Here is a 24,309-nt window from a genome sequence, read left to right as displayed (position 1 = left end):
GCGCGGACGGCAGGCCCCGGTCGTGGCGGCGTACGGTCCACCTCTCCGCTGTCGCCGAGACTCTACGAGCCGTTACTTGATGCGTCAATCGTAAGAAGTGTCCGCCGTGCGGCCTCCGTTGGGTGTGCCGGTCGCCCGGGGCGGGCCGGGGCGCGGCGGCACCTCACCACGCCGCGGCGCCGCCGTCGACCAGGTAGTCCGTGCCTGTGATGTACGCCGCGCGGTCGGAGGCGAGAAAGGCCGCGAGTTCGACGATCTCCTCGGGGCGGGCGAAGCGCTTGAGGAGTGTCTTGCCGGTGACCGCGTCCCGCGCCGCCTGGTCGTCGCCGAGATCCCGTTCACTGGCCGGCGTGCTGACGGGCCCGGGACTGATGGACACTGCCCGGATGCCGTGCGGCGCCCCTTCGAGCGCGAGTCGCCTCGTCATGCCGACGACGCCGGCGTTCGCCGCGCAGTGCGCGACCATCGGCGGCACCTGCCCCGCGATCGAGCCCGCGACGGAGGCCACGTCGAGGACGACGCCTGCGCCGCTCCGGACCAGATGTGGCCAGGCGAACTTGGTTACGAGAAAGGGACGTTGAGCTCGCCGACTATGGCGTTCCAGTCGTCGACGGAGAAGGCGGTCCCGCAGGTCGACCGGCGCGACGTGCGTCGCCTCACCAGCCGCACTACGTACGAGTTCGACCGTCCCGCGGCTGGCGTCCTCCTGGATGTCGCGGCCGACCCGGAGCATGCCGTCTTCGGTCCATCGGCGTACGCGGCTCGAAAGGGAGCAGCAGGTCCCGCACCGCGCGACGCCTGGATCCGGCGCCCCCGGGGCGCGCGCCGCCGCCGGAGTGCGAGGGGACACCGGCAGCGCGGCGCCACGGGGACGGGTCGGAACCACCGCGAGCGGACGGTGTTACCAGGCGCTCGCGCCGCCGTCGACCGGGTAGTTGGCACCCGTGATGTACGACGCCCGGTCGGAAGCGAGGAAGGCGGCCAGCTCCACGATCTCCTCGGGCCTGGCGAACCGCTTGAGGAGCGTCTTGCTGGTGACGGCGTCCCGGAGGGCCTGGTTGTCACCCAGGTCCCGGTCGCTGGCCGGGGTCAGCACCGGACCGGGGCTGATCGCCACCGCGCGTATGCCGTGCGGGGCTCCTTCGAGCGCGAGCTGCCGCGTCATGCCGATGACGCCGGCGTTCGCTGCGGTGTGCGCGACCATCGGAGGGTTCGACCCTGCGATCATGCCGGCCTCCGATGCCACGTTGATGATGACGCCACCGCCGCGCCGGACCAGGTGCGGCCACGCGAACTTCGACACGAAGAACGGGATGTCGAGTTCGCCGGCCTCCGTCGCCCGCCAGTCCTCGACCGAGAAATCCGGCATGGGGCCAAAACGCTGCATGGCCGCGTTGTTGTACACCACATCGAGTCCGCCGTAGGCGCTGACGGCGCCCTCGACCAACTGCCGCGCCTGTTCCGGGTCGGTCAGGTCGATCGGCGCGATCCCCGTCATCTCGCCGCCCGCGTCGCGGACGAGCCCGACCGTCTCGTCGTTGAGGTCGGTCTTGACGTCCGACCCGACGATCTTCGCACCCTCCCTGGCGAAGATCAGTGCCGCGACGCGCCCCATGCCGCCCGCGCTGCCGGTGATGAGCACTACCTTCCCGTCGAGCATTCCCATCGGAATTCTCCTTGCCTCAGGATGTCGGGACCGGTCCTTTGATCGATCAACCATTTGCTTGACGAAGCAAGCTTGCGCCTGCGCCAGGCGAGCGTCAAGCGATTCACGACCGTGTGGACGCGCCGTGACCGCACTCACACACGTGTGACGCGCACACCGGAGCGTGTTGGACGGGACGGGCCTCTCAGCACCTCGGCCGCCGCCCTCTCTGCCGCCTGCGCGGTCCGGGCGGGCTCGTCCTCCTCCGGTCACCCACCGGGCCGGCGGGTGTCCCCGAAGTCGTGGGCGGCGGCCCTGTCCGGTCGGGCAGACGTGAGGAGAGGGCCGCCGAGGCCGTACGGGAGGCCGGGCCGGTGGACCGGACCGCCGCACGGGGAACGGGCCGCCCGTCGTCGCGGCGTGTCACGCCGAGGCGGCCGTCCCGCTGCCGCCGCCCGCGTGGACGGCGGCAGCCCTCACAGGGGACGACGAGGCGACCCGCGCCGAGGGTTCACCCGCAGGAGCCCGCCGCGGCGCTCGTGGTCAGGTCAGCCTGTGCCAGGTGAGTTCGGCCGTGCGCTCCGCACCCCAGAGCCGGGTGGGGGTGGCGACGGCGAGCTGGAGGAACGAGCCCACGAAACGCACCTTCCGCACCTGGGAGCGCCCGATCCAGTTGGGGAACAGGCTGGTGGTGACGTGGTGCTCCACGGTGGTGGGGTCCACGACCTCGAACGGCCCGCCGTAGGAGACGTAGCCGGCCGCCGCCCTCGCCAGTTCGCCGGTCTCCGCGTCCTCGAGACGCGCCGATCTCAGGGGCGGGCGGTCGCCGCGCCCCAGCTGGGCGGACATGTAGCCCTCCGGGGTGTAGACGATCAGGCCGTACGGGGCGGGGCCGAGGGGGTGGACGACCTCTCCGTCGGAGCTTTCGGCGGTGTACGACACGAGCTGCCATGCGCCGAGCAGTCTCCGGCGCACCTCCTCGCGGGCCTCGCGCTCGTCGTCCGAGGCGGCGCGGTCGGTGACTGTCACAGAAGGGCTCCTTTCCTTGGTGGGGGCGATCCCCTGTCTTCGGCGGAACGGGCCCCGTCCGGTGGCGGACGGGGCCGTGGGGCGGTTCAGTCCCGGGTGAGTTCGCCGTCGACGACCCGCCACAGGTGCAGCGGGTTCGCCTCGCGCAGCGGCTGCGGCAGAAGCTCGTCGGGGAAGTTCTGGTAGGTGACCGGCCGTATGAACCGCTCGATCGCGCCCATGCCGACGGAGGTGAAGCGGCTGTCGGAGGTGGCCGGGAACGGGCCTCCGTGGGTGGTGGCGTACGTGACTTCCTGCGGGATCGAGAAGGCGTTGAACACGATGCGTCCCGTACGGCGCTCCAGGACCGGCAGGAGCCGCTCGGCCTCGGCGCGGTCGGCGGCGTCGGCGTGCAGGGTGGCCGAGAGCTGTCCGCGGAACGCGCGGGCCGCCTCCGGCAGTTGCTCCGGGCCGCTCAGCCGTACCAGCAGCAGGGCGGGGCCGAAGACCTCCTCGCGCAGGGCCGGCTCGGCCAGGAACCGCTCCCCGCTGACCTCGTACAGCTGGGACTGGCCGTCCCACACGCCGTCCGGGGCCGGTCCCGCGGCGATCCGGGTGGCGCCCTCGTCCGCCAGGCGCCGGGCGTTGCGGGTGTAGGCGTCGTGGATGCCGGGCGTGAGCATGGTCCGCGCGGCCACCTTCTCCACCTCGGCGATCGCGGCGTCCCGCAGTTCCGGGAAGCCGGGTCCGTCGACGGCGAGGAGGACGGCGGGCTTCAGGCAGGCCTGTCCGACGTTGTACATGCCGCGCTGGACCAGTCCGCCGCCGATCTCCGCTCCGCGTGCCGCCAGGGCGGCGGGCAGGACGAAGGTCGGGTTGACGCTGGTCATCTCGGTGAACACCGGGATGGGGTCGGGGCGCTGCTGGGCCCGGCGGTAGAGGGCCATGCCGCCGGTCTCGGAGCCGGTGAAGGTGACCGCGCGGACCAGGGGGTGGTCCACCAGCGCCTCGCCGATCTCGTTGCCCGCGCCGCGGACGAGGGAGAAGACGCCCTCGTGCAGTCCTGCCTCGGCGACGGCCTCCTGGATGACCCGGCCCTCGATCTCGGAGGCGCCGGGGTGCGCGTTGTGGGCCTTGACGATGACGGGGCAGCCGGCCGCCAGTGCCGAGGCGACGTCGCCGCCCGCCACCGAGTAGGAGATCGGGAAGTTGCTGGCGCCGAAGACGACGACCGGGCCGAGGGCGACCTTCTGCAACCGGTGGTCGAGGCGCGGTGCGGGCTGCCGGTCCGGCTGCGCGGGGTCGATGGTCGCCTGGAGGAAGCGGCCCTTGCGGACGACGACGGCGAACTTGCGGAACACGCCGGCGGTCCGTACGGCCTCGCCCTCGAACTGGGCGGCCGGCAGACCGGTCTCCAGCTCGAGACGAGCGGCGAGCTGGTCCTTGACCGCCTCCAGCTTGTCCGCGACGAGTTCGAGGAAGGCGGCGCGCTCGGCCAGGCCGGTGTGGCTGTAGCTGTCGAACGCCTCGTCGGCCAGGCGGACCGCGCGGTCGACCTCGGCCGCGCCGCCGAAGGCGAACTCGGGCTCGAGGAGTTCGCCGGTGGCGGGGTTGAGCGCCTTCATGGTGCCCGCGGTCGCGGGGACCTGGGAGGCTCCGATCAGCAGGTCTCCGGTGAGGGTCATGCGTGTGCTCCCTTGAACGCGGTGGTGAGTTCGTCGGTGGTGGTGATGGCGTGGGCGTAGGTGGGGCCGTTCAGCTCGTGCGCGGCGTGCAACATCTCGGGCAGGAACGCCGCGGTGGCGTCGCGCACCAGCGTCACGTGGTAGCCGAGTTCCATGGCGAAGCGGCCGGTCGACTCGATGCATGTGTTCGCCAGCAGGCCGACGAGCACCACGTGGGTGATGCCGTGCTGCTTGAGCTGGAAGTCGAGGTCCGTGTTGGCGAACCCGCTCTGCGCCCAGTGCTCCTGGACCACGGGCTCGCCCGGCTGCGGCTGGAAGTCGGGGTGGAACTCGCCGCCCCAGGTCCCGCGGGCGAAGCTGTGGCGCTCCATGATGCCGAGCTGGGTGGGGTTGGGGTGGTCCCACGTCTCGTAGTCGCCCGGCTCCCAGCGGCGGTGCGGGACGAACACGACGCGGACGCCGTTCTCGCGGGCGGAGGCGACCACGGAGCGCAGGTGGTCCAGCAGCCCCACCTCCCGCGCCATGGGCTCCAGGCGCGGCCAGATCTTGCCGCCCTCGGAGAGGAAGTCGTTGAAGGGGTCGACCAGCAGGACGGCCGTGCGACGGGGGTCGTAGGTCGGGGTCATCGGTTCAGCTCCGATCTGGATGATGAGTAACATCCTGAATCGAGATTACGTACGTCATCCAGAAAGTCAAACGGAGAGGCCGGACAGGCAGCTTTGACAGGCGCAGGTGTATGATGTACGTCATCCAGTTGCGCGGTGTCCCACCGCGTCGCTCCATGAAAGGCAGGGTCGGATGGGCCACTCGCAGGCGGAGAAGGCGGCGACCCGTGAACGGGTGCTGCGGATCACCTCACGCAAGATCCGCGCCGAAGGCGTCACCCGCCCCGGGATCGCGGAGCTCATGAACGAGGCCGGGCTGACGCACGGCGGTTTCTACAAGCACTTCCGGTCGCGCGACGACCTGATCACCCAGGCCGCCGCCTTCGCCCTGGCGGAGGGCACCGCGAAGATGGAGCGGTCCGCGCGGAAGAACGAGCAGGATCCGCGAGCCGGACTGATCGACGCCTACCTCGCCAAGCAGCACCGGGACGCACCGGCCACCGGCTGTGCCCTGGTCACCCTCGGGGCCGCCACCGCGCGCGGCGGCCAGGACGTCAAGGAGGCGTACGAGAAGCAGGTCCGCACCTACCTGGACCTGATCGCCGGCCTGGACGACGACGCCGAGGACGGGGAGGACGCCCGGGCGGAGGCGATGGTCACCCTGAGCGCCCTCGTCGGTGCCGTGCTCATGGCACGGGCCGTGGACGACCAGGAGTTCTCCGACGAACTGCTGGAGACGGTCACCGCCCGGCTGTCGCGGCACGCGTCACAGAACACGGCTCCGGCCACCTGATACGTGTCCCTGGCCGGAGGCGGTCGCGGGGCGGTGGCGCCGGGGCGTACGACCGCACGGCGCCACCCGGTTCCGGGCCGGGGGCGCACCTGTCGGGGCGCGCGACGACACCCGGCGCTCGGCGGGCCACCCGTCCGCGACGGGGGCGGGCCGCGACCGCCCGGTACCGGCCGCTGCGATGGCGGACCGGGTTCCTGGTGTGCTCCAGCCGGAGGCGCAGGTCCTCCGCGCGGGCCCCGGACGGTTGTGGGCCGGCTCTCCTGACGCGAGGCTCACGGAGCCTCCACGTCGCCGGCCCCTGTCGTCCGGCCGCCGGCGCGGGCGAGCCTGGTCAGCTCGCGGACGGTGACCGCCCCGGTGCCTCCGTCGACAGCCAGGGGTGTGCCCGAGGAGAAGCGGGTGGTCGCACCCGTGACGCCGACCGCGGTGGCAACGCCGTACTCGCGGGCCAGGACGGCGGGGTGTGACAGGACGCTGCCCGTATCCGTCACCAGCCCGGCGAGGCCTGGCGGCCGGGACCCGGGGGGCGGGTCCCGGGAGTCCGCGACGAGAGCCGCGTGATGGGGACGCGCTCCCTGTCCGTGCCAGGCGGCGCCGATACCGAACCCGCCGCCCGGCGGGCCTGGCCCCTCGTCGGCAGACGACCGCCGTGACGTCGGGCCCGGCCGCCCCAACGGCCGGGCGCGCCGCGTGAACTGATGGCGTTCCCCTGGCGTGCCGCCGTCCACGAGCCGGTCGGGACCGCCCCGCACCACGCTCACCAGGACGCGGTCGGGACGGCCCTCGATCGGATCCGCGCCGTACATCACCCCGCCGAGGAGCGACGCGAGCATGGGCCGCACGAGCACCGCCATGCCGTCGGCGGACAGGTCCCGCGCGGACGCCGCAACGGCCTCACCGGGCACGGGGAGCAGGAATCCGGGGGTACCGGAAGCCCGGCCACTGCGGCACGCGCACAGTGCGCGACCGTGGCGCCCCGGTCTCCAGCCCCGCGTGGCACGACTCATTTCTCCCGTGAACGGGTGAACTCACGTGCCGCGCCCCGCGCCGGCGGGCGCCGTGGCCCGCCGCACGCCACGATCCTGGACCTGGTGGCCGACCGGTGGCCCCGGCGCCGTGCGAAGACCTTGACGACGAATGCCGGAACCGTCACCGCCGCCACCGCGGCGACGGCGACCGTGCCGGCCGTGCGCAGCAGTCCGGTCGCGGCGGCACCGGCATAGAAGCCCAGCAGCACCGTACCGGTGCCCCAGACCAGCGACGCCGTGGTGCTGTGGAGAAGGAAGCGCCGGTAGGGCATGCCCGACGAGCCGGCGGCGTAGGGCAGGAAGGTCCTCGCGAACCCGATGAACTTGCCCGTGAAGACGGCGGCTCCGCCGTGGCGGGCGAGGAAGGCCCGGGCCCGTCCGTCACGGTGGCCGACGAGGGCTTTGAGGGACCGTCGGCCGGGCCGCCGTGCACACCTGCGGCCCAGGGCATAGCCGAGGTTGTCGCCGGTGACGGCGCCCGCGACCACGACGGCCGCCAGGAGGGGGGCGTTCAGCTCGCCCCGGCCGGCGACGGCCGACGCCAGCAGGACGGCCGTCTCGCCGGGCACCAGAAGGCCGATGAACGCGCTGGTCTCGCCGGCCGTGAGGACGAACACCGCGGCGTACGACCACCATCCGGCCGCCTCGATCACACGGTCGACGTGCATGGCCGTCAGCCCGCCTGCCGCAGGGCCGCGGAGGACGCGCCCGCCAGGCGCTCGCGGGTTCCGGCGCGCCTGCGCACCGGCTCGGCCCGGCCTTCCGGCTCCCAGGCGTCCGCGGGGCCGCGGGCCCGTGCGCCCAGGCGCGCGAGGCGTCCCGCGAGGAACCAGCTCAGCAGCGGCACCCCTGCGGCGAATGTGACGGCGGGCCCGGCGTGTTCGGTGGTCAGGACGGACGTCGCGACGGCGCCCAGCGCGGTCGTCATGACGGCGACGCGCGCCCGGGACGACGAGACGGCGCTGACGACCCCGAGTGCGGTCAGCAGGCACCACCCCGTCAGCGCACCGGGCATCGCCAGGTAGTCGCCGAGGAGGCTGCCCTCACGCGCCGGGAGGTGGTCCAGAGGCATCCGGCTGGTGTAGGCGAGCCCGGCCGCGCCGGTCGCCAGCAGTGCGAGGGCGGTGCGGGCGTAGGCCGTCGGCCGCTGGTGTGCCAGCCACAGCAGCACCAGGGCCGTCAACGGCCAGGGAGCGAGGAGGCGGACGACGGCCATGGCCTGCGCCGTGTCCAGCCGGTCGGGTACGAGCGGGGAGCCGGCCGCGGAGGAGACACCGAGGAGGGCCGCGTGGAGCAGTGCGAACGCCGCCGCCCCGGTCGCCAGGTGCCGCAGGGTCCTGCGGGTGACGGTCTCCTGCCCCTGCCGGGCGTGACGGGGACGGGCTGCCTGTCGGCGCTCGGACGCCGGATCGGTGGAGCCGTGCGGTTGAGTGGTGTGGGTTGCCACTTGGTCACCTCACTAACTTGACGCGACAACCATTTCATTGATTGATTCGTCAAGCAAGTAGTTCCGATACACACGCTTCGGCGATCACCGGAGTCGACACGCAACCGACCCCCCGAATACTTGACTAGTCAAACAGATGTGGTGGAGAGTGGTCGGCGGCGAGGCTGCCCGAGGAGGACACCATGACGGCCCCGGCCTTGGATCCCACGCGGGAACGTCGCGAGAGGGAGCTCGACTGCGGCGCGCCGTTCGCCGGATCCCCTCAGACCGTCGCTCGCGAGATCGCCGACGTGGCCCGGGAACTGCGTCTGAGCCGCTTCGGCCTCAAGCAGGACATCATGCACCTCCCCCTGGCGGCCCGCGCCCGCACGATCGAGCCGCTGGGCCGCGAAGTCGCCCCGCGCGTCAGGGAACCGTCCAGCAAGGAGTCCACCCATGTCTGATCCCGTCTTCGGCCTGGACACGTTCGGCGAGGTACCCGAGGACGACTCCGGCGTCCTCGTCTCCCACGCCCGGGCGATCCGGCAACTGGTCGAGGAGGCGGTGCTCGCGGACGACCTCGGCGTGGACGTCCTCGCGCTCGGCGAACACCACCGCCCCGAGTACGCGGTCTCGACGCCGGAGACCGTGCTGGCCGGCATCGCCACCCGCACCCGCCGCATCCGTCTCTCGTCCGGAGTGACCGTGCTGAGCTCGGACGATCCCGTACGGGTGTACCAGCGCTTCGCGACGGTCGACGCGCTGTCCGGCGGCCGGGCCGAGGTCATCCTCGGCCGCGGCTCCTCCACGGAGTCGTTCCCCCTGTTCGGATTCGACCTGAGTGAGTACGACACGCTGTTCGAGGAGAAGCTCGACCTCTTCGTGCGGCTGCTGGAGGAGAAGCCCGTCACCTGGAAGGGCACCGTACGGGCCCCCCTGGAGAACGCGGAGGTCTTCCCCACCACCGAGTCCGGGCGCCTGACCACGTGGGTCGGCGTCGGCGGCTCCCCGCAGTCGGTCGTCCGGACGGCCCACTACGGGCTCCCCCTGATGCTCGCCGTGATCAGTGGATCGGCCGAGCGCTTCGCGCCCTACGTCGACCTCTACCGGCGCGCGGCGGAGCAGTTCGGCACCACCGCCCACCCGGTGGGCCTGCACTCCCCCGGCTTCGTCGCCGACACCGACGAGGAGGCCAGGGAGGTCTTCTGGCCGCACTACCGGGAGATCCGGGACCGGATCGGCGCGCTGCGGGGCTGGCCCCCGGTGCGCCGGCGGGAGTTCGACGCCGAGATCGAGCACGGTTCCCTGTACATCGGCTCGCCCGAGACGGTCGCACGCAAGATCGCCGGCGCCATGCGCGGGCTCGACGTCGCCAGGTTCGACCTGCTGTACACAGCGGGCGCACAGCCGATCAGCGCCCGCCTGCGCGCGGTGGAGCTCTACGGATCGAAGGTCATCCCCATGGTCCGCGACATGCTCGCCGGCTGAACCGGTCCGGCGCCGGCCGGAAGAAGCCGGCTCGAACCGCGCCGTCATACGCGGCGACCGCGGTCCGTCACCCCCATGCCCCCCACGCTCCAACGAGAAAGGACCCGATCATGGCACAGCCGCAGGGCGAGGAACTGCAGGCGCTTTTGAAGCGACAGGAGGAACTGAGGAACCGGTACCTCGTACCGGCGGCGCAGCGGCCGCGGACCACCGCACGGGGCATCCAGCACGCCGCGTACATCGCCCGGGACGTCGAGGAGACGATCCGCTTCCACCAGGACGTCCTGGGCTTCCCGCTGGTGGATCTGATAGAGAACCGGGACTATCCCGGGTCGACCCACTTCTTCTTCGACGTCGGCGGCGAGAACATGCTCGCCTTCTTCGACTTCCCCGGCCACCCGCACCCGGACTACGCGGAGACGATCGGCGGTGGCCACCACATCGCGCTGTCGGTCACACGGGAGGTGTACGACGAGGTGAAGGGCCGCCTCGACGAGCGCGAGATCCCGTACGCGGCCTTCCCGATGGGCCCCACTCTCAGCCTGTTCGTGGCCGACCCCAACGGGCTGCGGATCGAGCTGACCACGGAGGCGTTGGGTCACTCGCTCGGCGAGTACCTCCTGTGACACCACGCGCGCCGGTCTCGGTCCGCCGTGACCGGCGCGCGGCCGTTGATCCGCGCTCGGCCCGCTCGTCACCGGCGTGCCCGCTCGCCACCGCCGTGCCCGCTCCTCACCGGCGTGCGCGGGCGGCCCGGACGGGGCACGCACGACGAAGGGCGGGACCGCCGGTCGCGGTCCCGCCCCTCGTGCTCGCGTCAGCGCAGGCCGAAGGCCCGGGTGAGCGTCTGCGTCACACTGTCTCCGTCGTGGTCCGTCGCGCCGACCCGGAGGCTGACGAAGCGCGCGTCCTTCGGGGCGCGCAACGCGGTGCGCCAGGCGTCGCCCCGGCCGTCACGGCTCAGTTCGGCGCGGTGCCAGGTCTTGCCGTCGTCGTACGACAGGTCGACGGTCGGCTTGCCCACCGCGCTGTGCACGCCGGGGAGCTGCGAGGCGGTCACCGTCAGCGCGGCGTGCCGGCCGGCGCGGCCGGCCGGGTCGGTGTCCACGCCGTAGTCCACCTGGATCACCGGCAGCGGCACCTCCCCCTCGGTGGCCTCCGAGGTGAACCTCCACTCGGTCAGGGTGTGCCGGGAGTAGGGGTTGGCCCAGGCGCCGCGGTCGTTGTCTACCACCAGCCGGTACGGCAGCCGCTGCGGGGCCAGGCCGGACAGCAGCAGTTTCTCGTCGTTGCCCCAGTCGACCTCCTGGTCACCCTGGTACAGGGTGACGCGGTTCTTGACGTCGAAGTTGGCGTGGGCGTCGCCGATGTGTCCGGCACCCGAGTCGCCCCAGCCCGGCACCGGCAGCCACATCGCGTCGCCGTAGCGCACCGGCTGGTAGCCGAGCGGACCCATCCGGGGCCGCTGGATCGGTCCGAACCAGGTGACCGGGCTGGTGGTCCCGCGGCGATAGGTGGTGAACTCCTGTGACGCCTGGGACGTCTCACCGAGGATGCCCGCGTAGTCCTGCCACGGGATGTCCGCGGTGAGCCAGTCGGTCCGTTCGCCCTGGGCGGGAGCGGGCAGGGGCGCCCAGACGCCCGAGAAGCCCTGCTCGTCCGAGCGGAACTCGTACGCCTTGCCCGGCCGGTAGTTGCGGAAGGAGACGTCGACGCGCGCCAGGTCGCCCCGGCGCTCCCGCCACGTGGGGTCCGCGGGGACGCCCCCGGTCCAGTGGTGCACCACGTCGTAGACGTAGTCGGTGGTGGGGTTCGAGGTCACCGTCAGGCGGACACTGCCCCGCCGCAAGGCGTCGAGAAGGCCCGCGCCCTGGTCGGTGTCGAGCGTGGCCGTCGACAGCGGCGCCGGGTCGCCTTCCAGCTTCCCGTCCGGGGAGGGCAGCAGACGGCCGGTGCCGTCGTTGACGACGACGATCAGCCGGGCGCCCGCCGCGGCGGCGGCCTCCGCCTGCTGCTCCGGTGTGAGGGTGTCGCTGCGGCGCACCACCGCGGCCTTGCCGCGCACACCGGCCTCGGCCAGTTCGTCGGCCGTACCCGTGCCACCGTAGACCGCCGTCAGCCGGTGGGTGCCGGCCGGCAGCGGTGTGGCTCCCCGCCTGACCAGGATGTCGCGGTAGGTGTGGGTCTTGGTGGCGATGGTCAGGGCGGGCTCCTCCAGCCGGAACCGCGCCCCGAAGGTGAAGCCCTCCTCGTGCTGCCGGGGGGTCGGCAGTGCCCAGATGCTGTCATACGTGTCATCGGGCATCTGCACGGTCGTCACGGAGCTGTCGCCGAACGTCTGGGACACGTCCAGCCGCGACAGGAGTGCCGTGGCGTCCTGGGGGACCTCCGCGCCGACCCGCCGGAGCCGGCGTCCGTCGAGGGTGACGGTGCGGTCCTGTTCCACCTCGACGCCCTGGAAGCCGAGCAGCGCCAGACCCTGCGCGTGGGGGCCGTTGGCCCCCGTGACGGTGGACAGCATCCATCCGCTGTAGACACCCGGAGGCACCCGCAGGGTGGCGCGGCCGGAGTCGTCGAACGTCGCCGACGTCCACAGGTTTTCGGACGCGACCAGGATCGACTCCCCGGCGAGCGGCCGGCCGGAGCGGTCCTTGGCGACGAGGGTCAGGTCGTGGCGTTCCCCCTCGCGGGAGGCACCGATCAGCGTCCGGCCCCGGACGGCTCCGGTGTCGTCGGTCGCGAGGACCGTGCCGCTGACCGGCCGGTCGGCGGGCAGGCGGCCGACCGCCGTGGTGAGCCGCACCGACCGGGTGCCGTGCGCGGGTACGGTTACGCGCCGCTCGGACAGCGAGAACGCGTCCGTGGCGGCACCGGCGTCGACCGCGAGACCGAGGTCGACCGGGGTGTCGCCGACGTTGCTGTACGTCACTATCCGTACGTCGGTCTCGTCCGGTGCGGTCGGCCAGGTGTGGCGGCCGGCGTAGGCGCTGGCGGTCGCGAAGACGTCCGCGCGCGTGGCGGCACCGGCGTCGACGCGTCCCGCCCCGGCCTCGTACGGCGTGTAGGACGGGGTGGGCCGGGCGCTGCTGACCAGCGCCTGCTTCAGCTGCTGGCCGGTCCAGTCCGGGTGGGCGGCGGCCAGCAGCGCGGCGGCCCCGGCGACGTGCGGGGTCGCCATCGAGGTGCCGCTCATCGTCGTGTAGAGGCCGGTGCCCTCCGCGCTGTCCTGGGAGCGGGCGGCCAGGATGCCGACGCCCGGCGCGGTGATCTCCGGTTTCAGTCCGTCGTCCCCGGAGCGCGGGCCGCGGCTGGAGAAGTCGGCGAGGTGGTCGGACGCGTCCACCGCCCCGACGGTCAGCGCGGCGTCCGCGGCGCCGGGGCTGTTGACCGAGTGCGCGCCCGGCCCGGCGTTGCCGGCCGCGATCACGAACAGCGAGCCGGTCTCGGCGCTGAGTCCGTTCACCGCCTGGCTCATCGGGTCGGTGCCGTCGCCGTATCCGCCGAGGCTCATGCTGACGATCCTGGCGTGCCGGTCCCGGGCGGCCCACTCCATGCCGGCGATGATCCAGGACTCCTGCCCCTGGCCCCGGGGGTTGAGCACCTTGCCGATCTCCAGGCGTGCGCCGGATGCGACGCCGCGTTCCTTGCCGTCGGAGGCGGCGCCGGTGCCGGCGATGGTGGAGGCGACGTGCGTACCGTGCCCCACCACGTCGGTCATGTCCTGGTCGGTGGGGACGAAGCTGGCGGTCCCGTCCACCTGCCCGGCCAGGTCGGGGTGGTCGAGGTCCGCACCGCTGTCGAGGACGGCCACCTTCACGCCCGCCCCGGTGTTCCCCTTCGCCCAGACCTGCGGCGCTCCGATCTGAGCGGTCGAGTCGGCCAGGTCCGCGGTGACCCTGCCGTCGAGCCACACCTTCGCGACGCCCCCGGCGAAGGCGGGCTTCGCCGTTCGGTTCGGCGCGCCGCCTTCGGTGGTGAGCGCGGACCAGAACGCGGGAGCCCGGGTGTGGTTCTCCGCGACGGCCGCGCCGTTGATGCTGTCCAGCGCGCGGACGGTGGTGGATCCGGCGAGTTTCGCCGGGGTGCGCGCCTTGGTGGCCTCTTTGGTGTAGCGGACGATCAGAGGCAGTTGGTCGGTGTGCGCGTCGTCGTAACCGTCGCGCACCAGCCGGGTCACATTGAACAACTGCTTGTCCAGCAGCCCCGAGGACACGTACGGCAGGACGACGGTGGGAAACACATATGTCGCGCCGCCCATGACGACGGCGTGGTAGCCGGAGCCGGTCTTCTCCGCCCCTTCAAAGGAGCGGACGGTGGTCCGGCCGCGGGATGCGGCGACCGTGACCTTGTCACCGGTGATCAGCGTGACGGTGTGGGTGCCACCCGGGTGATCGGGCCGCTGTATGACGTCGGTGGGGCCGGGGACGGTCCGGGGTGCGGCTGCCGCCCCGGTGGCCGGCAACACCCCGACAGCCAGGGCGGCGGCCGCGACGAGCGCGATCGGCCCCGGTCTGGGACCGGACGAACTGAGCAAGAAAACTCCCCTTCGGGCAGCAGGGCTCGGCTGCCGCACAGCGAGCGCGTCTCCCCGTCACGTCCGCCAAGAGCGGACAGAACACGAGGAAACGCTCTTAATTTACAGGGCAAGTAATGCGGCGTCATTCAAAGTCCTGGTGAACAACAAGTCAAGACTCACACGACAGCCTCCGCCGGCCGCGACGGCCGACCTGCGACATCAAGCGGCGTCAAGGCCGCACGCCATCGGCGGTCACGTGACATGTGTGACACCTGCAACGACTTGACCGACCGTCAGGTGTGACCTGTACTTGACCCAACAATGACTTACCGGCACGACTGGTCGCCAAAAGCGACCGAGTGAAGGCAGTAATGAACCCGGAAGACCTCTTCTCCGGCACGGAGAATCCCCCACGAACGCCCTCACCCGAGCCACTTCCCGCACACGTGCGCAGAATCCGTGACTACGTTCTCTCCGAGCTGCCGTCCGACCTGTCGGCCGTGTCACGGCAGGAAATGACCTACACGGCCCTCGCCGGCAAACAGTGCGGGCTCCTGGAAGAGGCCGGCGCCGACGCCTTCCCGGTCGACGACCTGGCCGCGGCACAGGTGACGCAACTGGACCTGCTCTTCATGCTGAACGGCTATCTGCCCGCCGGCCCGGAGGCGTTCCCACGGCCGCTGGTGGACGCCGTCACCGCACAGTGCGCGCGGCATCCCTCGCTGGACCCGCACATGAGTTACGAACTCCTGATCGACGTCAACAGTGAACAGTGGCAGCGCCACGGACACATGCGGGTGTTCTCGGAAGGTGAACTGGGGCGCCTGGAGCGCGACTTCTACCTGGGACACCACCTCACGGAGCCGGCGGTACGAACGGCGTACGACCGGCTGTGCTCGTCACTGTCGGAGCCGCCCCCGGAGGACCTCGCGCACAGCATGGACGAGGCGTTGCGGAAACTCGACGAGTTCCGGCTCGGCATGGCGCGCTACGGCAGGCTGACCAGGGAGCAGTTCAACTCCTTCCGCCGTTACCACATGGGCTACCAGGGCGGCCCCCGGGGAGCCAGCGGCGCGTTCATGCCCAGTGTGCAGTTGCTGGAGCTGGTCCTCGTCCCGCCCACCGAGGAGTACGAGGTGTACCTCGACCAGTCCATGCCCTATTTCCCCACGTGGTCCCGGGAACTCATCGCCGAACGGCGGGCGAAGTCCGCACAGGGGGAGAACGTCACGCAGGCGGTCCTCGACGGCCGCCTCAAGCTGGACCAGGAGTCCGCGACCGCACTGCTCGGCGTCCTCGACAAGTTCACGGACTTCCGCATGGTGCATCTCGGCGTGACCAGGAAGATGATCCCGGAGGCGTTCGCGGGAACGGGCGGGACGACCCGCGGGGACATAGCCGCACAGGCCGGGGAGCGCACCGTCCTGGCCGAGGGGAATCCGGGCACATCCGGTTTCGACGTGCGCAACGTGCTCACCAACGCGGTGTACCGGCTGCTCGCGGCCCGCCGCGAGATCGAGGCCCTCCATGCCGTCTCGTCCTGACACGCGAGGAGGTGTGATGTCCGGACCACAGGTGGCCGTGGTGGACGCGTTCGGGACGGCCTTCCGCTACACCGACGCGTTCGCCGCCCTGGACACCGGGGTGATACACGTCCAGAGCACACCCGGCCTGCTTCCGGGGGTCGCGCCGGTGGACTCGGCGAAGTTCACCCGGACCCTGGTGCACGACGGCGACCTCGACGGCCTCGCCGACAGGCTGGCGGCTCTGCGGCCGCTCGCCGTCCTGCCCGGACGCGAGTCGGGCGTCGAGCTCGCCGACGCGCTGTCAGAAAGACTCGGCCTGCCCACCAACGGCACCGAGCTCAGTGCGGCGCGCCGCGACAAGTACCTGCAGATCGAACGCCTGAAGGCACAAGGCGTGCCCGCCATGCGGCAGATACGCACCGACGACGAGGACGAACTGCGCGCCTGGCACGAGGCACTCGCCGGTACCGCGGTGGTCAAGCCGCTGCGCGCCGGTGGCGGTGACGGTGTGACCTTCTGCGACACCCCGGACGACTCGGCCGCCGCGCTCGGCGCGCTCCTGCACCGTGTGAACAGTCTCGGCGAGCGCAACACCCATGTCGTGGCGCAGGAATACCTGGTCGGCGCCGAATACATCGTCAACACCGTGAGCTGTGCGGGCCTCCATCAGGTCACCGACGTGTGGAGCACCGACCGCATCACCGCGAACGGAGTGCGGGACCTGGTCGTCGCGCAGGTGCTGCTCCGCCCGGACGATCCCGCGGTCCCCGAGTTGGTGCCCTACGCCCGCCGGGTCCTCGACGCGCTGGACATCCGGCACGGCGCGGCGCATCTGGAGATCAAGCTGACGCCGGACGGCCCCCGCCTGGTCGAAGCGGGCGCCCGGCCCTCTGGGCTGCCCTACTACGTGGCGGAAGCCGTCGGCGAGGGCCAGTTGGAGTGGTCCGCCGACGCGTACCTCAGACCGGAACGCTTCCGGGCGCGCGCCGGCAACGACTACCGGCGCCGGACCGCGTTCGCCTGGGCGGCGCTCGTCTCCCCGGTGTCGGGACGGCTGGTACGCTACCGTGCCCTCGACGAGGTCCGGCGCCTGGAGAGCTTCCGGGACCTGACGCTGCTGGTCGAACCCGGTGACCGTGTCGTGCCCACCACGTGGGATCTGGGGTACCCGGCGACGCTCACCTTGAGCCACCCCGTGGAGGCCGTCCTGCGGCGCGACCTGAACACGCTCCGCTTCCTGGACGGCACGGGGATGTACGAGGTGCGGGAGAACCCGGATCCCGCCCACGAACGGGCGTGACCGGCCCGCACGAGAGGAGTTCACCCGGTGGGCCGGCCCGGGACGAGCCGGCCCACGGTCCACGGTGCACCGTCGACCGGGTGTGGCGAGTGGCCTGCGCAGGCCCCCTCCATGACAGCCGTCCCCGCTTCCGTACGCGAGGAGGCGGGGACGGCTTCGTCTCGACTGCTCACCCGGCCGTGAGGAACTCGTCCGCTGACAGGGGGCGGTTGACGACACGGATGTCACCGATGTTGCCGTGGAAGACGATGTCCACGGCACCCGCGTACTCGTGACCGCCGACCAGCCACGGCAGCCCGAGCGTGGTGAGGCCGCTCGACACCCGGCGCGGGTTGTCGACGACCTCAGCGCCCTCGACGTACAGCTTCGTGTAGCGCCCGTCGTTGACGACCGCCAGGTGCCACCACTTCAGCTCGACCAGGCCGTGCCCCCAGTTGGTGGTCGGGTAGGTGTTGTTCAGCGGGTAGTGGTTGAACTGCGGCTCGCGGCCGTTGTTCGAGATGGAGAGCTGCACCAGGGGCTCGTCGGGGTCCGTGTTCCTGCCCTGCTTGCCGGCGGCCCCGGCGGAGCCGCGACGGCTCAGTACCGACGCGAAACCGTTCCTGCCGGCGTCCCAGTCCAGCGGCATCCGCACGAAGGTCTCGATCGTGTACCCGCCGCGGAAGGTCTCCCTGTTCAGCGGGGCGTTCGCCCCGGTGCTCAGATACGCGCCGTGGAGCGGGTCGCGCCCGCCCGCGAAGCTCAGGCTGGCGTGGCCCGGCTGGTCCGGGTGGTGGTCCTGCGACCAGGTCAGCGCGTCGGCGGCCGTGCCCGGCACGGTCACCACCGTGAGGTCGTTGCCCTTGCCGGACAGGTCACGGATCGTGTGGCCGGCGGGGAGCGGGGTGCCGGGCGCGCCCTGTCCGTCGAAGCGCCAGTAGGCCAGGGTGCCCTTCACCAGTTCCGCGGCGGCGGGGCGGGCGGGCCGGCCGGGTACGGGCAGGAAGCCGGAGAACCGCTTCGCGAAGTCGATCGGCACCGAGAAGTCGTCGACCGGGCCGGTGATCCGGGCGTGTTCGGCCGCCAGCTTGTTGCGCGACTCCGGGGCCTGGGCGAGGATCCACGGGTTGACGGTCTCGACGTCGATGGTGTCGCGGGCCAGGTCGAAGTGGTACAGCCGGATCATGCCGCCCCCGCCGAAGTAGCGGTTCTGGTAGTTGGCGATGTGCAGGTACACGTCGTTGCCGGCGGCGTTCTTCCTGGTCGTGCGGCCCGACGGCCAGTAGTGGCCGTTGAGGGTCAGGAAGATCTGATCGTTGTTCTTGATCAGCTTGTCCCAGATCTTCTGGCCGTAGCCGGAGAGTTCGGCATTGTCCTCGGGATCGCCGGACTCGTACGGGAAAACGTTGTCATCGTAGGTCGAGTAGACCAGGTCGTGCGTCGTGAGGATCACCGGCATCTTCGGGTGGGACCTGATGAAGTCCTCGGCCCACGCGAAGGCCTGGTCCGTGGCCCGCCAGTCCAGTGCGAGCACCAGCCAGGAGCGGCCGGCGGCCCGGAAGACGTGCGCGGTGTTGTAGCCGGTCGGGTCCGCCCCGGCGAAGGTCTTCGAGCGTCTGAAGCGCTGTGGTCCAAGGGTGCGCAGGTACGGCGTGTCGCCGCGGTCGTCCTCGCCGGTCACGTCGTGGTTGCCGGCCACCACACTGTAGGCGGCCCCGTGCGCGTCCAGGAGGGAGAACGCCTTGTCGACCTGGTCGAACGACGTCGGGTCGGCGTCCTGCGTCAGGTCGCCGAGGTGCGTCATGAACACGATGTTGTCGGTTCCGCTCCCGCTGTTGCGGATGATGTAGCGGAACGACTCCTCCTGCGGCGTCCTGTTGACGCTGTCCTGGCTGCCCCAGTACAGGAACTGCGTGTCCGGCATCACCGCGAGGGTGAACTGGAGGGCGTCGGGGTCGGGGCTCCACGTACCGGTGCCGCCGCTTCCGGCGGCGTCCGCGGCGTACGCGGCCGGTTCGCCGAGGAGGGGGGCGCCGATCCCCGCGGCCGCCGCCCCGGCGCCCGCCAGTGTCGCGTTGCGCAGGAAGCCGCGTCGGCTCTGCCCGGCCGGTTCGTGTGAGGAGGTGTCAGCGTGAGTGCACATGGTGTCCCTTGGCGGATGTCGATGGAACAAGCTCCACGACGCTAGCCAGAAGCCGCGCGGGCCGGGCGGACACGGGGTGACGAATGCCGTACGGGTGCTCGTCCATCAGGGGAACCACCCACCCGGTCCGGCCGGCCTCCGGGCAGGCGTCTTCGGAATACCGCACACGTGTCGCCGTCCGCCCCGCAAGGTGTGTATCCGGCGCGAGCGGTGTTCCCGCATGTTCCGGCGCCGGGACATCCGGCGGCCCGCTCACACCTCCCGGCTTCTCACCCGGTGCCTTCGCGTGCCTTCCGGCGGAGCGTGTGACGTTCCGCGGGCGGCTGTTCGCCCCGTATCTCCGCCAGGAGCGCGGTGATGGCGGCCATGATGTCCTCGGTGGCCGCCGCCAGTACATCGGAGGTGAGGGGCAGGCCGCGGTACCGGCTGAGGTCGACGGGCGGCCCGGCCGTCACCTGGACCCGCTGGCGGGGGACCAGCCGCACCCTGCGGTTGCCGCGACCGCCGCGCGCGTACGGCGGCACGATGCGGTGGGCCCCCCACTGGGCCACCGGGATGACGGGCGCCCCGGTCGTCAGCGCGATCCGTGCCACACCGGTCTTGCCGGTCATCGGCCACAGCCCGGGGTCGCGGGTGACGGTGCCTTCGGGGTAGACCGCGACGCACTCGCCCCTGTTGACGGCGTCCACCGCGTCCCGCAGCGCGAACGCGGCGTCCGCGGTCCCGCGGTGGACCGGGATCTGGCCCGTCCTGCGCAGCACCGTGCCGACGAAGGGGATGGTGAAGAGCGACGCCTTGGCGAGCAGGCGGGGCGGCCGGCCGCTGTCGTACTGGAAGTGCCCGTAGGTGAGCGGGTCGAAGTAGGAGATGTGGTTGACGGCGGTGAGGAAGCCGCCCTCGGCGGGTATGTGTTCCATCCCCCGCCACTGGTGTCTGACGAGTAGGAACAGCACCGGTTTCGCGATGGCCGCGGCCAGCCGGTACCAGAAGCCGTAGGGGTTGTGTGCGCTGCGGGGCACCCGGGATCCTCTTTCCTCCGTGCGGCACGCGGTCCGGCCGCCTCCCGCCCACGAGTCTGTTTCCCCGCCGCGGCCGGTCACGGCACGTGGGTGCCCGGTGGCGGGGAAACGGGTCCTCGAGGCCGAGGTGGGCCGGGCGCGGGAGTGTCCGTGGGGGCCCGGCGGACACACGCCGCCGGACGGGAACACGCACGGGCGCGAACCGCCGTGAACGACCCATTTGCTTGACGGTGCAATATCCTAGGGCTGATGTGTGCCTCGATCAACACCGCCGCCGGTGACTGCGGGACACGTCGCCGAAGCGGACCGCGGTCGGCGTGCCGGGGTGGGCCCGGACGCGGCGCCGGCGGTGCCGGCACCCCCGTGCCGGAGCCCGTGTCACGTCAGCCGGTCGTGCTCTCGCGTACGGGGAGCCTGAGCGCCGCGGTCACCTCCCCGGAGGGGGCGCGTGGCGCCGCCAGGCGCACCGTGGAACCGCTGACAGCGCGTCGCGGGCGCGGGTGGTCGGTGCCGCGCCCCGTCGGGGCCGGTACGGCGTGGGGGCCGGCGAGGTCGGCCGCGGACGGCCGGAGGTCCGCGCCACCCGCGTCGTCGACGAGGTACCGCCGGGTCCTGACTCCGGGGACGCGCGGGACCGTCGGCTCCCGCGCCCCGCTTGCCGACGTGCTCGAAGTGGGTGAACCTGCTGGGAGAGCCCGCGGGCACACGCGCCCGTGCACGGTCGTGTGCGGACCGGCCAGACCCCATCAGACGGCACCAGGTGGTGACAGGGCTCGACTCCCGCGGGCCGGCGGCTCGACATCCGCCGGCGGATCCGTTCCCGGGCGGCTCCCCGGGTTCGGCCGGCGCGGCAACGCGGGAGGTATCACCATGTGCTTCGTCCACTCCGGAACCCTGCCGGACGGCAGCCTGCGGCACCAGGCGTCCGCCGGACCGGGCGCGGACGCGCTGTCCCGCCTGGCCGCCGGCGCGGAGGGCATCGGCGGCATGGACGTCGCCGGCTCGGGCACCCCCGACGTGACGGCGGGGCCGGGCGGGCAGACCGTCGTGGACGGGTACGGCAGGGTGCTGCACAACCGCTGGAACAGGGACCTGCCGCCGGTGGCCACCGTACGGCCCGGTGAAGTGGTCCAGTTGCTGTGCCGGGACGCGCTGGACATCGGTGAGGCTGCACGGACGATGACGCCCGACGGTACCCTCACCATCGACCTGGGTCTGGTGCATCCGCTGACGGGGCCGGTGGAGATCGTGGGCGCCGAGCCCGGCGACATCCTCGAGGTGGAGATCCTGGACGTCGCTCCCCTGGTGGACTTCGGCTACGTCGCCGTCAGCCCCGCCCTCGGCCTGTTCGGTTCCCTTCGTCCGGAGGCGCTGGCTCCGTTCGCCTCCTGGAGCGAGGCTTCGCAGCTGAGCGACCCCACCCCTGGACCTGCGGCCGGGGCCATTCCCGAGGACCAGGCCCACAACAGCGGAGCCCCCTTCCTGCAGACCTTCGGGTTCGAGCGCGGTCAGAGCGATGGCCTCGCCTCGTTCACCGGCGTCGACACGGGCAAGAAGGCGCGCGTCCCCGTCGCCCCGTTCATGGGCATCCTCGGGGTCGCCCCGCTGCACAGGGGCATGTACCGCACCTTCCCGCCGGACGTCAGCGGGGCGATGGGCGGGAACACCGACATCCGACAACTCGTCAAAGGTGCCCGGGTCCAGTTTCCCGTGTACGTGCCGGGAGCCATGTTCTCCGCCGGGGACGGGCACATGGCGCAGGGCGACGGGGAGGTGACGGGGACCGCCGTCGAGACGCTCATGGCCGTCACGCTGCGCTTCGGCCTGGTGAAGAACACCATGATCGCCTCCTCCCGGGCCATCGTTCCCGCGGCGGACCCCACGCAGCTGACCATGCCCGCGGAGATGCTGCAGCGGGGGTACTACCAGACCGTGGGCACGGGACCGGATCTGATGGAGGACGCCAAGACAGCCGTCCGGGAGATGATCGACTGGCTGGTGACCGACCAGCAGGTGAGCCTGCACGAGGCGTACGCCCTGTGCAGTGTGGCCGGCGACCTGAAGATCAACGAGACGGTCGACCTGCCCAAGTGGCTCGTGTCGATGACCCTGCCCCGCGGCATCTTCGGCTGACTGCCGCTCCGGCCCGCCCGACTGCGGCAGGACGCGGGAGCGGCGGCCCTGTCCCGTCCTCCGCCGGGCCACGGGTGACCGTCCGCGGGGCCGCTGGGCGTTGAGGGGGAGAACCGGAAGGCCGGCTGCCTCGGCGAGAAACATGCCTCCTTGGCGCCCCAGCGCCGACGCGGACCTGCCGGCGTGTCATCACTCTCCCGACCGGCCCGCCGCCCTGGCGCCCGGTTGCCGCCGCAGAACGCGGGTTCCCTCGGCACCCGGCCACGCGGACGGAGGGCACGCCGGGGCGGAGTGCCGACACCGACCCGCGGACCAGGCCTGGCCGGCCAGGCCGTACCGGGACCGGCTGCGGGCGGTTCGCTCAGCCGAAGTCCGGCGGGCTGGTGCGCGTGCGCTTGATCTCGTAGAAGCCCGGCGTGGAGGCGACGGCGAGCACGCCGTCCCACAGCCTGGCGGCCTCCTCGCCCTTCGGTGCCGGGTTCACCACCGGGCCGAAGAAGGCGACGGGGTCGCTGCCCGCGTCCCGGCCGGGGACGGCGATGACCGGGCTGCCGACGTCCTGGCCGACCAGGGCCATCCCCCTGTGGTGGGAAGCCCGCAGGCCTTCGTCGAACCGGTCGGTGTCGCCTGCGTCGGCGAGGTCCACGGGCAGGCCGGCCTCCCGCAGGGCGTCTTCCAGCGTGGCCCGGTTCTTGGGCTGCTGCCGCAGGTGGTAGCGCTCCCCGAGGGCCGTGTACAGCGGCTCCAGGGTCTCGGGGCCGTGCAGTTGGGCCGCGGCGGTGAGAACCCGCACCGGCGCCCACGCCTCGCCCATCAGCACCCGGATGCGCTCGGGCAGCTCGTCCAGCCTGTTCTCGTTGAGCACCGCCAGGCTCATGACGTGCCAGGTCACCTCCACGGGCCGGCTCCTGGCGACCTCCAGCATCCAGCGGGACGTGAGCCACGTCCACGGGCAGACGGGGTCGAACCAGAAGTCGACAGGCGTCGTGGGCTCGTGAGGGGTCGGTGTACGCACGGGGGACTCCAAAAAATAGACCGGTCGCCTAGTATGCCTCACGGACGGCGGTCCCGCGCGGTGGGACGACACCCGGATGGCACCGGCGCGTGAGCGCACTCACCGGCGCACGGTGCCCATCCGGGCGCCTGCGGGGCGCTGGAGCGTGAGGCGATCATCCGCTGGCACTGCAACGAGGGCCCGGCCGACGCCCAGCTGTACGCCGGGGACGACCGGGCCGGGCCCGTACAGCGGTCGTCGCCAGGCACCGAGTGTCGGGAACCTCTCCCTGACCGGGCCGACCGGAATGCATACGACCGGTCATCCGTTTCCACTCCCGTCCTCACGGCCTCTCGCCACCGCGGCGAGCCGGCCGGCCCGCGGGCGCCGTAGCGGCGCAGCGCCTGAGCGAATGAGCAAGACATGAGCCACGATTCCACCCACCGCCCCGGTCCGGCGTCCTCACCCCCGCCGGGTACCAGCTGCCGTTGCGAAGGCACCGTCCTGCTCGACGGTTCGGTCACCGTGCCGGTCACCCTGTCCTTCCACTACGCCACCGACGAGCCGTACGCCGTGCGGATGGTGGTGGACTCGGGTGTGACACCACCGGTGGAATGGGTGTTCGCGCGTGATCTCCTCGCGGAGGGACTGTCGAGGCCCGCAGGTCTCGGAGACGTGCAGACCTGGCCGGCGCCGCGTCGCCCGCACCGGCTTCGGGCGGGCCGGGGCGCGCTGTGCATCCGGATCAGCTCGCCGGCCGGCACCACGATCGTGTCCGCGCCGGCCACCGCGCTGCGGCGCTTCCTCGACCGCGCCTACGGCAGCGTGGCCGCCGGCACCGAGAGCGGCATGCTGGGGCTGGACGAGTTCCTCGGCGGGCTGATGCGCGGGACCGGTCGCAGGACGGAGTGACCCGGATGCCCTCCCGGCCCTCGGCGGCACGGGGGAAACCCCGGCCCAGTCGGCTCAGTACGCAGGTCGCAGGCCGTTTCCGAATACCTCGGCCTCCTGCGGCTCCAAG

20 protein-coding genes are annotated in these 24,309 nt (G+C 72.0%); 8 read left to right on the top strand and 12 right to left on the bottom strand.

Annotated elements, in window-relative coordinates; all coding sequences use genetic code 11:
- Window positions 1–163: 163 nt before the first annotated feature.
- The 5 genes from LG395_RS34825 to LG395_RS34805 all read right to left on the bottom strand — a co-directional run bounded on the left by LG395_RS34825 (window position 164) and on the right by LG395_RS34805 (window position 4,964).
- Window positions 164–733 carry an SDR family NAD(P)-dependent oxidoreductase gene (locus LG395_RS34825; RefSeq protein ID WP_225812775.1) on the bottom strand — a complete coding sequence of 190 codons (570 nt, stop codon included), beginning with the start codon at window positions 731–733 and terminating at the stop codon, window positions 164–166.
- Window positions 734–901: 168 nt separating this feature from the next.
- Window positions 902–1,666: an SDR family NAD(P)-dependent oxidoreductase gene (locus tag LG395_RS34820; RefSeq protein ID WP_225812774.1), complete on the bottom strand. Its 765-nt coding sequence runs from the start codon at window positions 1,664–1,666 to the stop codon at window positions 902–904.
- A gap of 522 nt (window positions 1,667–2,188) precedes the next feature.
- A complete protein-coding gene (locus tag LG395_RS34815; RefSeq protein ID WP_225812773.1) occupies window positions 2,189–2,674 on the bottom strand; it encodes a lipocalin-like domain-containing protein in 486 nt (161 codons plus the stop codon).
- Between the two features lie 86 nt (window positions 2,675–2,760).
- Window positions 2,761–4,338 (bottom strand): aldehyde dehydrogenase (NADP(+)), encoded by a 1,578-nt coding sequence (locus LG395_RS34810; RefSeq protein WP_225812770.1) that lies wholly within the window; start codon window positions 4,336–4,338, stop codon window positions 2,761–2,763.
- Window positions 4,335–4,964 (bottom strand): cysteine hydrolase family protein, encoded by a 630-nt coding sequence (locus tag LG395_RS34805; RefSeq protein WP_225812768.1) that lies wholly within the window; start codon window positions 4,962–4,964, stop codon window positions 4,335–4,337. The genes LG395_RS34810 and LG395_RS34805 overlap by 4 nt, the downstream gene beginning before the upstream one ends.
- A gap of 172 nt (window positions 4,965–5,136) precedes the next feature.
- Here LG395_RS34805 and LG395_RS34800 point away from each other — a divergent pair, with 172 nt between their 5' ends.
- Entirely contained in the window at window positions 5,137–5,736 is a 600-nt protein-coding gene (locus tag LG395_RS34800) for a TetR/AcrR family transcriptional regulator (protein WP_225812765.1), read from the top strand.
- Between the two features lie 272 nt (window positions 5,737–6,008).
- Here LG395_RS34800 and LG395_RS34795 read toward each other — a convergent pair whose 3' ends face one another.
- The 3 genes from LG395_RS34795 to LG395_RS34785 form a co-directional block, all read right to left on the bottom strand.
- Complete coding sequence (locus LG395_RS34795; protein WP_225812763.1) at window positions 6,009–6,641, bottom strand: PEP-utilizing enzyme; 633 nt, start codon at window positions 6,639–6,641, stop codon at window positions 6,009–6,011.
- A gap of 98 nt (window positions 6,642–6,739) precedes the next feature.
- Window positions 6,740–7,432: a DedA family protein gene (locus tag LG395_RS34790; protein WP_225812762.1), complete on the bottom strand. Its 693-nt coding sequence runs from the start codon at window positions 7,430–7,432 to the stop codon at window positions 6,740–6,742.
- Window positions 7,433–7,437: 5 nt separating this feature from the next.
- The gene (locus tag LG395_RS34785; protein WP_225812759.1) at window positions 7,438–8,211 is read right to left on the bottom strand and encodes a hypothetical protein; all 774 of its coding nucleotides are present in this window, start codon (window positions 8,209–8,211) and stop codon (window positions 7,438–7,440) included.
- A 182-nt stretch (window positions 8,212–8,393) separates the two neighbouring features.
- Here LG395_RS34785 and LG395_RS34780 point away from each other — a divergent pair, with 182 nt between their 5' ends.
- The 3 genes from LG395_RS34780 to LG395_RS34770 all read left to right on the top strand — a co-directional run bounded on the left by LG395_RS34780 (window position 8,394) and on the right by LG395_RS34770 (window position 10,304).
- The gene (locus LG395_RS34780; RefSeq protein WP_225812757.1) at window positions 8,394–8,654 is read left to right on the top strand and encodes a hypothetical protein; all 261 of its coding nucleotides are present in this window, start codon (window positions 8,394–8,396) and stop codon (window positions 8,652–8,654) included.
- The gene (locus tag LG395_RS34775; protein ID WP_225812755.1) at window positions 8,647–9,678 is read left to right on the top strand and encodes an LLM class flavin-dependent oxidoreductase; all 1,032 of its coding nucleotides are present in this window, start codon (window positions 8,647–8,649) and stop codon (window positions 9,676–9,678) included. The genes LG395_RS34780 and LG395_RS34775 overlap by 8 nt, the downstream gene beginning before the upstream one ends.
- A gap of 110 nt (window positions 9,679–9,788) precedes the next feature.
- On the top strand, window positions 9,789–10,304 hold the full coding sequence (locus LG395_RS34770) for a VOC family protein (protein ID WP_225812753.1): 516 nt from the start codon (window positions 9,789–9,791) through the stop codon (window positions 10,302–10,304).
- A gap of 191 nt (window positions 10,305–10,495) precedes the next feature.
- Here LG395_RS34770 and LG395_RS34765 read toward each other — a convergent pair whose 3' ends face one another.
- A complete protein-coding gene (locus LG395_RS34765; protein ID WP_225812751.1) occupies window positions 10,496–14,212 on the bottom strand; it encodes a S8 family peptidase in 3,717 nt (1,238 codons plus the stop codon).
- 497 nt (window positions 14,213–14,709) lie between these two features.
- On the opposite strand from LG395_RS34765, the gene LG395_RS34760 reads away from it, so the two are divergent.
- Window positions 14,710–15,738 carry a hypothetical protein gene (locus LG395_RS34760; RefSeq protein ID WP_225812750.1) on the top strand — a complete coding sequence of 343 codons (1,029 nt, stop codon included), beginning with the start codon at window positions 14,710–14,712 and terminating at the stop codon, window positions 15,736–15,738.
- Window positions 15,739–15,754: 16 nt separating this feature from the next.
- Entirely contained in the window at window positions 15,755–17,020 is a 1,266-nt protein-coding gene (locus LG395_RS34755; protein ID WP_225812749.1) for a biotin carboxylase, read from the top strand.
- Between the two features lie 169 nt (window positions 17,021–17,189).
- Here LG395_RS34755 and LG395_RS34750 read toward each other — a convergent pair whose 3' ends face one another.
- Both LG395_RS34750 and LG395_RS34745 read right to left on the bottom strand, forming a co-directional pair.
- On the bottom strand, window positions 17,190–19,142 hold the full coding sequence (locus LG395_RS34750; RefSeq protein ID WP_225812748.1) for a LamG-like jellyroll fold domain-containing protein: 1,953 nt from the start codon (window positions 19,140–19,142) through the stop codon (window positions 17,190–17,192).
- Window positions 19,143–19,411: 269 nt separating this feature from the next.
- Window positions 19,412–20,161: a lysophospholipid acyltransferase family protein gene (locus LG395_RS34745; protein ID WP_225812747.1), complete on the bottom strand. Its 750-nt coding sequence runs from the start codon at window positions 20,159–20,161 to the stop codon at window positions 19,412–19,414.
- 870 nt (window positions 20,162–21,031) lie between these two features.
- Between LG395_RS34745 and LG395_RS34740 the strand changes: the two genes are divergently transcribed.
- Complete coding sequence (locus LG395_RS34740; protein ID WP_225812746.1) at window positions 21,032–22,294, top strand: acetamidase/formamidase family protein; 1,263 nt, start codon at window positions 21,032–21,034, stop codon at window positions 22,292–22,294.
- A 361-nt stretch (window positions 22,295–22,655) separates the two neighbouring features.
- Here the strand turns inward: LG395_RS34740 and LG395_RS34735 are convergent, their stop codons facing one another.
- Window positions 22,656–23,309 (bottom strand): mycothiol-dependent nitroreductase Rv2466c family protein, encoded by a 654-nt coding sequence (locus LG395_RS34735; RefSeq protein WP_225812745.1) that lies wholly within the window; start codon window positions 23,307–23,309, stop codon window positions 22,656–22,658.
- 402 nt (window positions 23,310–23,711) lie between these two features.
- Between LG395_RS34735 and LG395_RS34730 the strand changes: the two genes are divergently transcribed.
- Entirely contained in the window at window positions 23,712–24,200 is a 489-nt protein-coding gene (locus LG395_RS34730) for an SsgA family sporulation/cell division regulator (RefSeq protein ID WP_225812744.1), read from the top strand.
- Window positions 24,201–24,309: the final 109 nt, after the last annotated feature.

It is taken from the genome of Streptomyces spinosus, from assembly GCF_020400655.1.
In the GTDB taxonomy this organism is placed as follows: Bacteria; Actinomycetota; Actinomycetes; order Streptomycetales; family Streptomycetaceae; genus Streptomyces; species Streptomyces argyrophylli.
Note: the sequence above shows the minus strand (reverse complement) of the source record. Positions and strands in the feature narration are given on the sequence as shown.

Excerpts from the sequence above, each read along its gene's own strand:
- LG395_RS34825 (WP_225812775.1), bottom strand. The coding sequence starts at position 733 with ATGCTCCGGGTCGGCCGCGACATCCAGGAGGACGCCAGCCGCGGGACG.
- LG395_RS34820 (WP_225812774.1), bottom strand. The coding sequence starts at position 1,666 with ATGGGAATGCTCGACGGGAAGGTAGTGCTCATCACCGGCAGCGCGGGC.
- LG395_RS34810 (WP_225812770.1), bottom strand. The coding sequence starts at position 4,338 with ATGACCCTCACCGGAGACCTGCTGATCGGAGCCTCCCAGGTCCCCGCG.
- LG395_RS34805 (WP_225812768.1), bottom strand. The coding sequence starts at position 4,964 with ATGACCCCGACCTACGACCCCCGTCGCACGGCCGTCCTGCTGGTCGAC.
- LG395_RS34800 (WP_225812765.1), top strand. The coding sequence starts at position 5,137 with ATGGGCCACTCGCAGGCGGAGAAGGCGGCGACCCGTGAACGGGTGCTG.
- LG395_RS34790 (WP_225812762.1), bottom strand. The coding sequence starts at position 7,432 with ATGCACGTCGACCGTGTGATCGAGGCGGCCGGATGGTGGTCGTACGCC.
- LG395_RS34780 (WP_225812757.1), top strand. The coding sequence starts at position 8,394 with ATGACGGCCCCGGCCTTGGATCCCACGCGGGAACGTCGCGAGAGGGAG.
- LG395_RS34775 (WP_225812755.1), top strand. The coding sequence starts at position 8,647 with ATGTCTGATCCCGTCTTCGGCCTGGACACGTTCGGCGAGGTACCCGAG.
- LG395_RS34770 (WP_225812753.1), top strand. The coding sequence starts at position 9,789 with ATGGCACAGCCGCAGGGCGAGGAACTGCAGGCGCTTTTGAAGCGACAG.
- LG395_RS34760 (WP_225812750.1), top strand. The coding sequence starts at position 14,710 with ATGACCTACACGGCCCTCGCCGGCAAACAGTGCGGGCTCCTGGAAGAG.
- LG395_RS34755 (WP_225812749.1), top strand. The coding sequence starts at position 15,755 with ATGTCCGGACCACAGGTGGCCGTGGTGGACGCGTTCGGGACGGCCTTC.
- LG395_RS34750 (WP_225812748.1), bottom strand. The coding sequence starts at position 19,142 with ATGTGCACTCACGCTGACACCTCCTCACACGAACCGGCCGGGCAGAGC.
- LG395_RS34740 (WP_225812746.1), top strand. The coding sequence starts at position 21,032 with ATGTGCTTCGTCCACTCCGGAACCCTGCCGGACGGCAGCCTGCGGCAC.
- LG395_RS34730 (WP_225812744.1), top strand. The coding sequence starts at position 23,712 with ATGAGCCACGATTCCACCCACCGCCCCGGTCCGGCGTCCTCACCCCCG.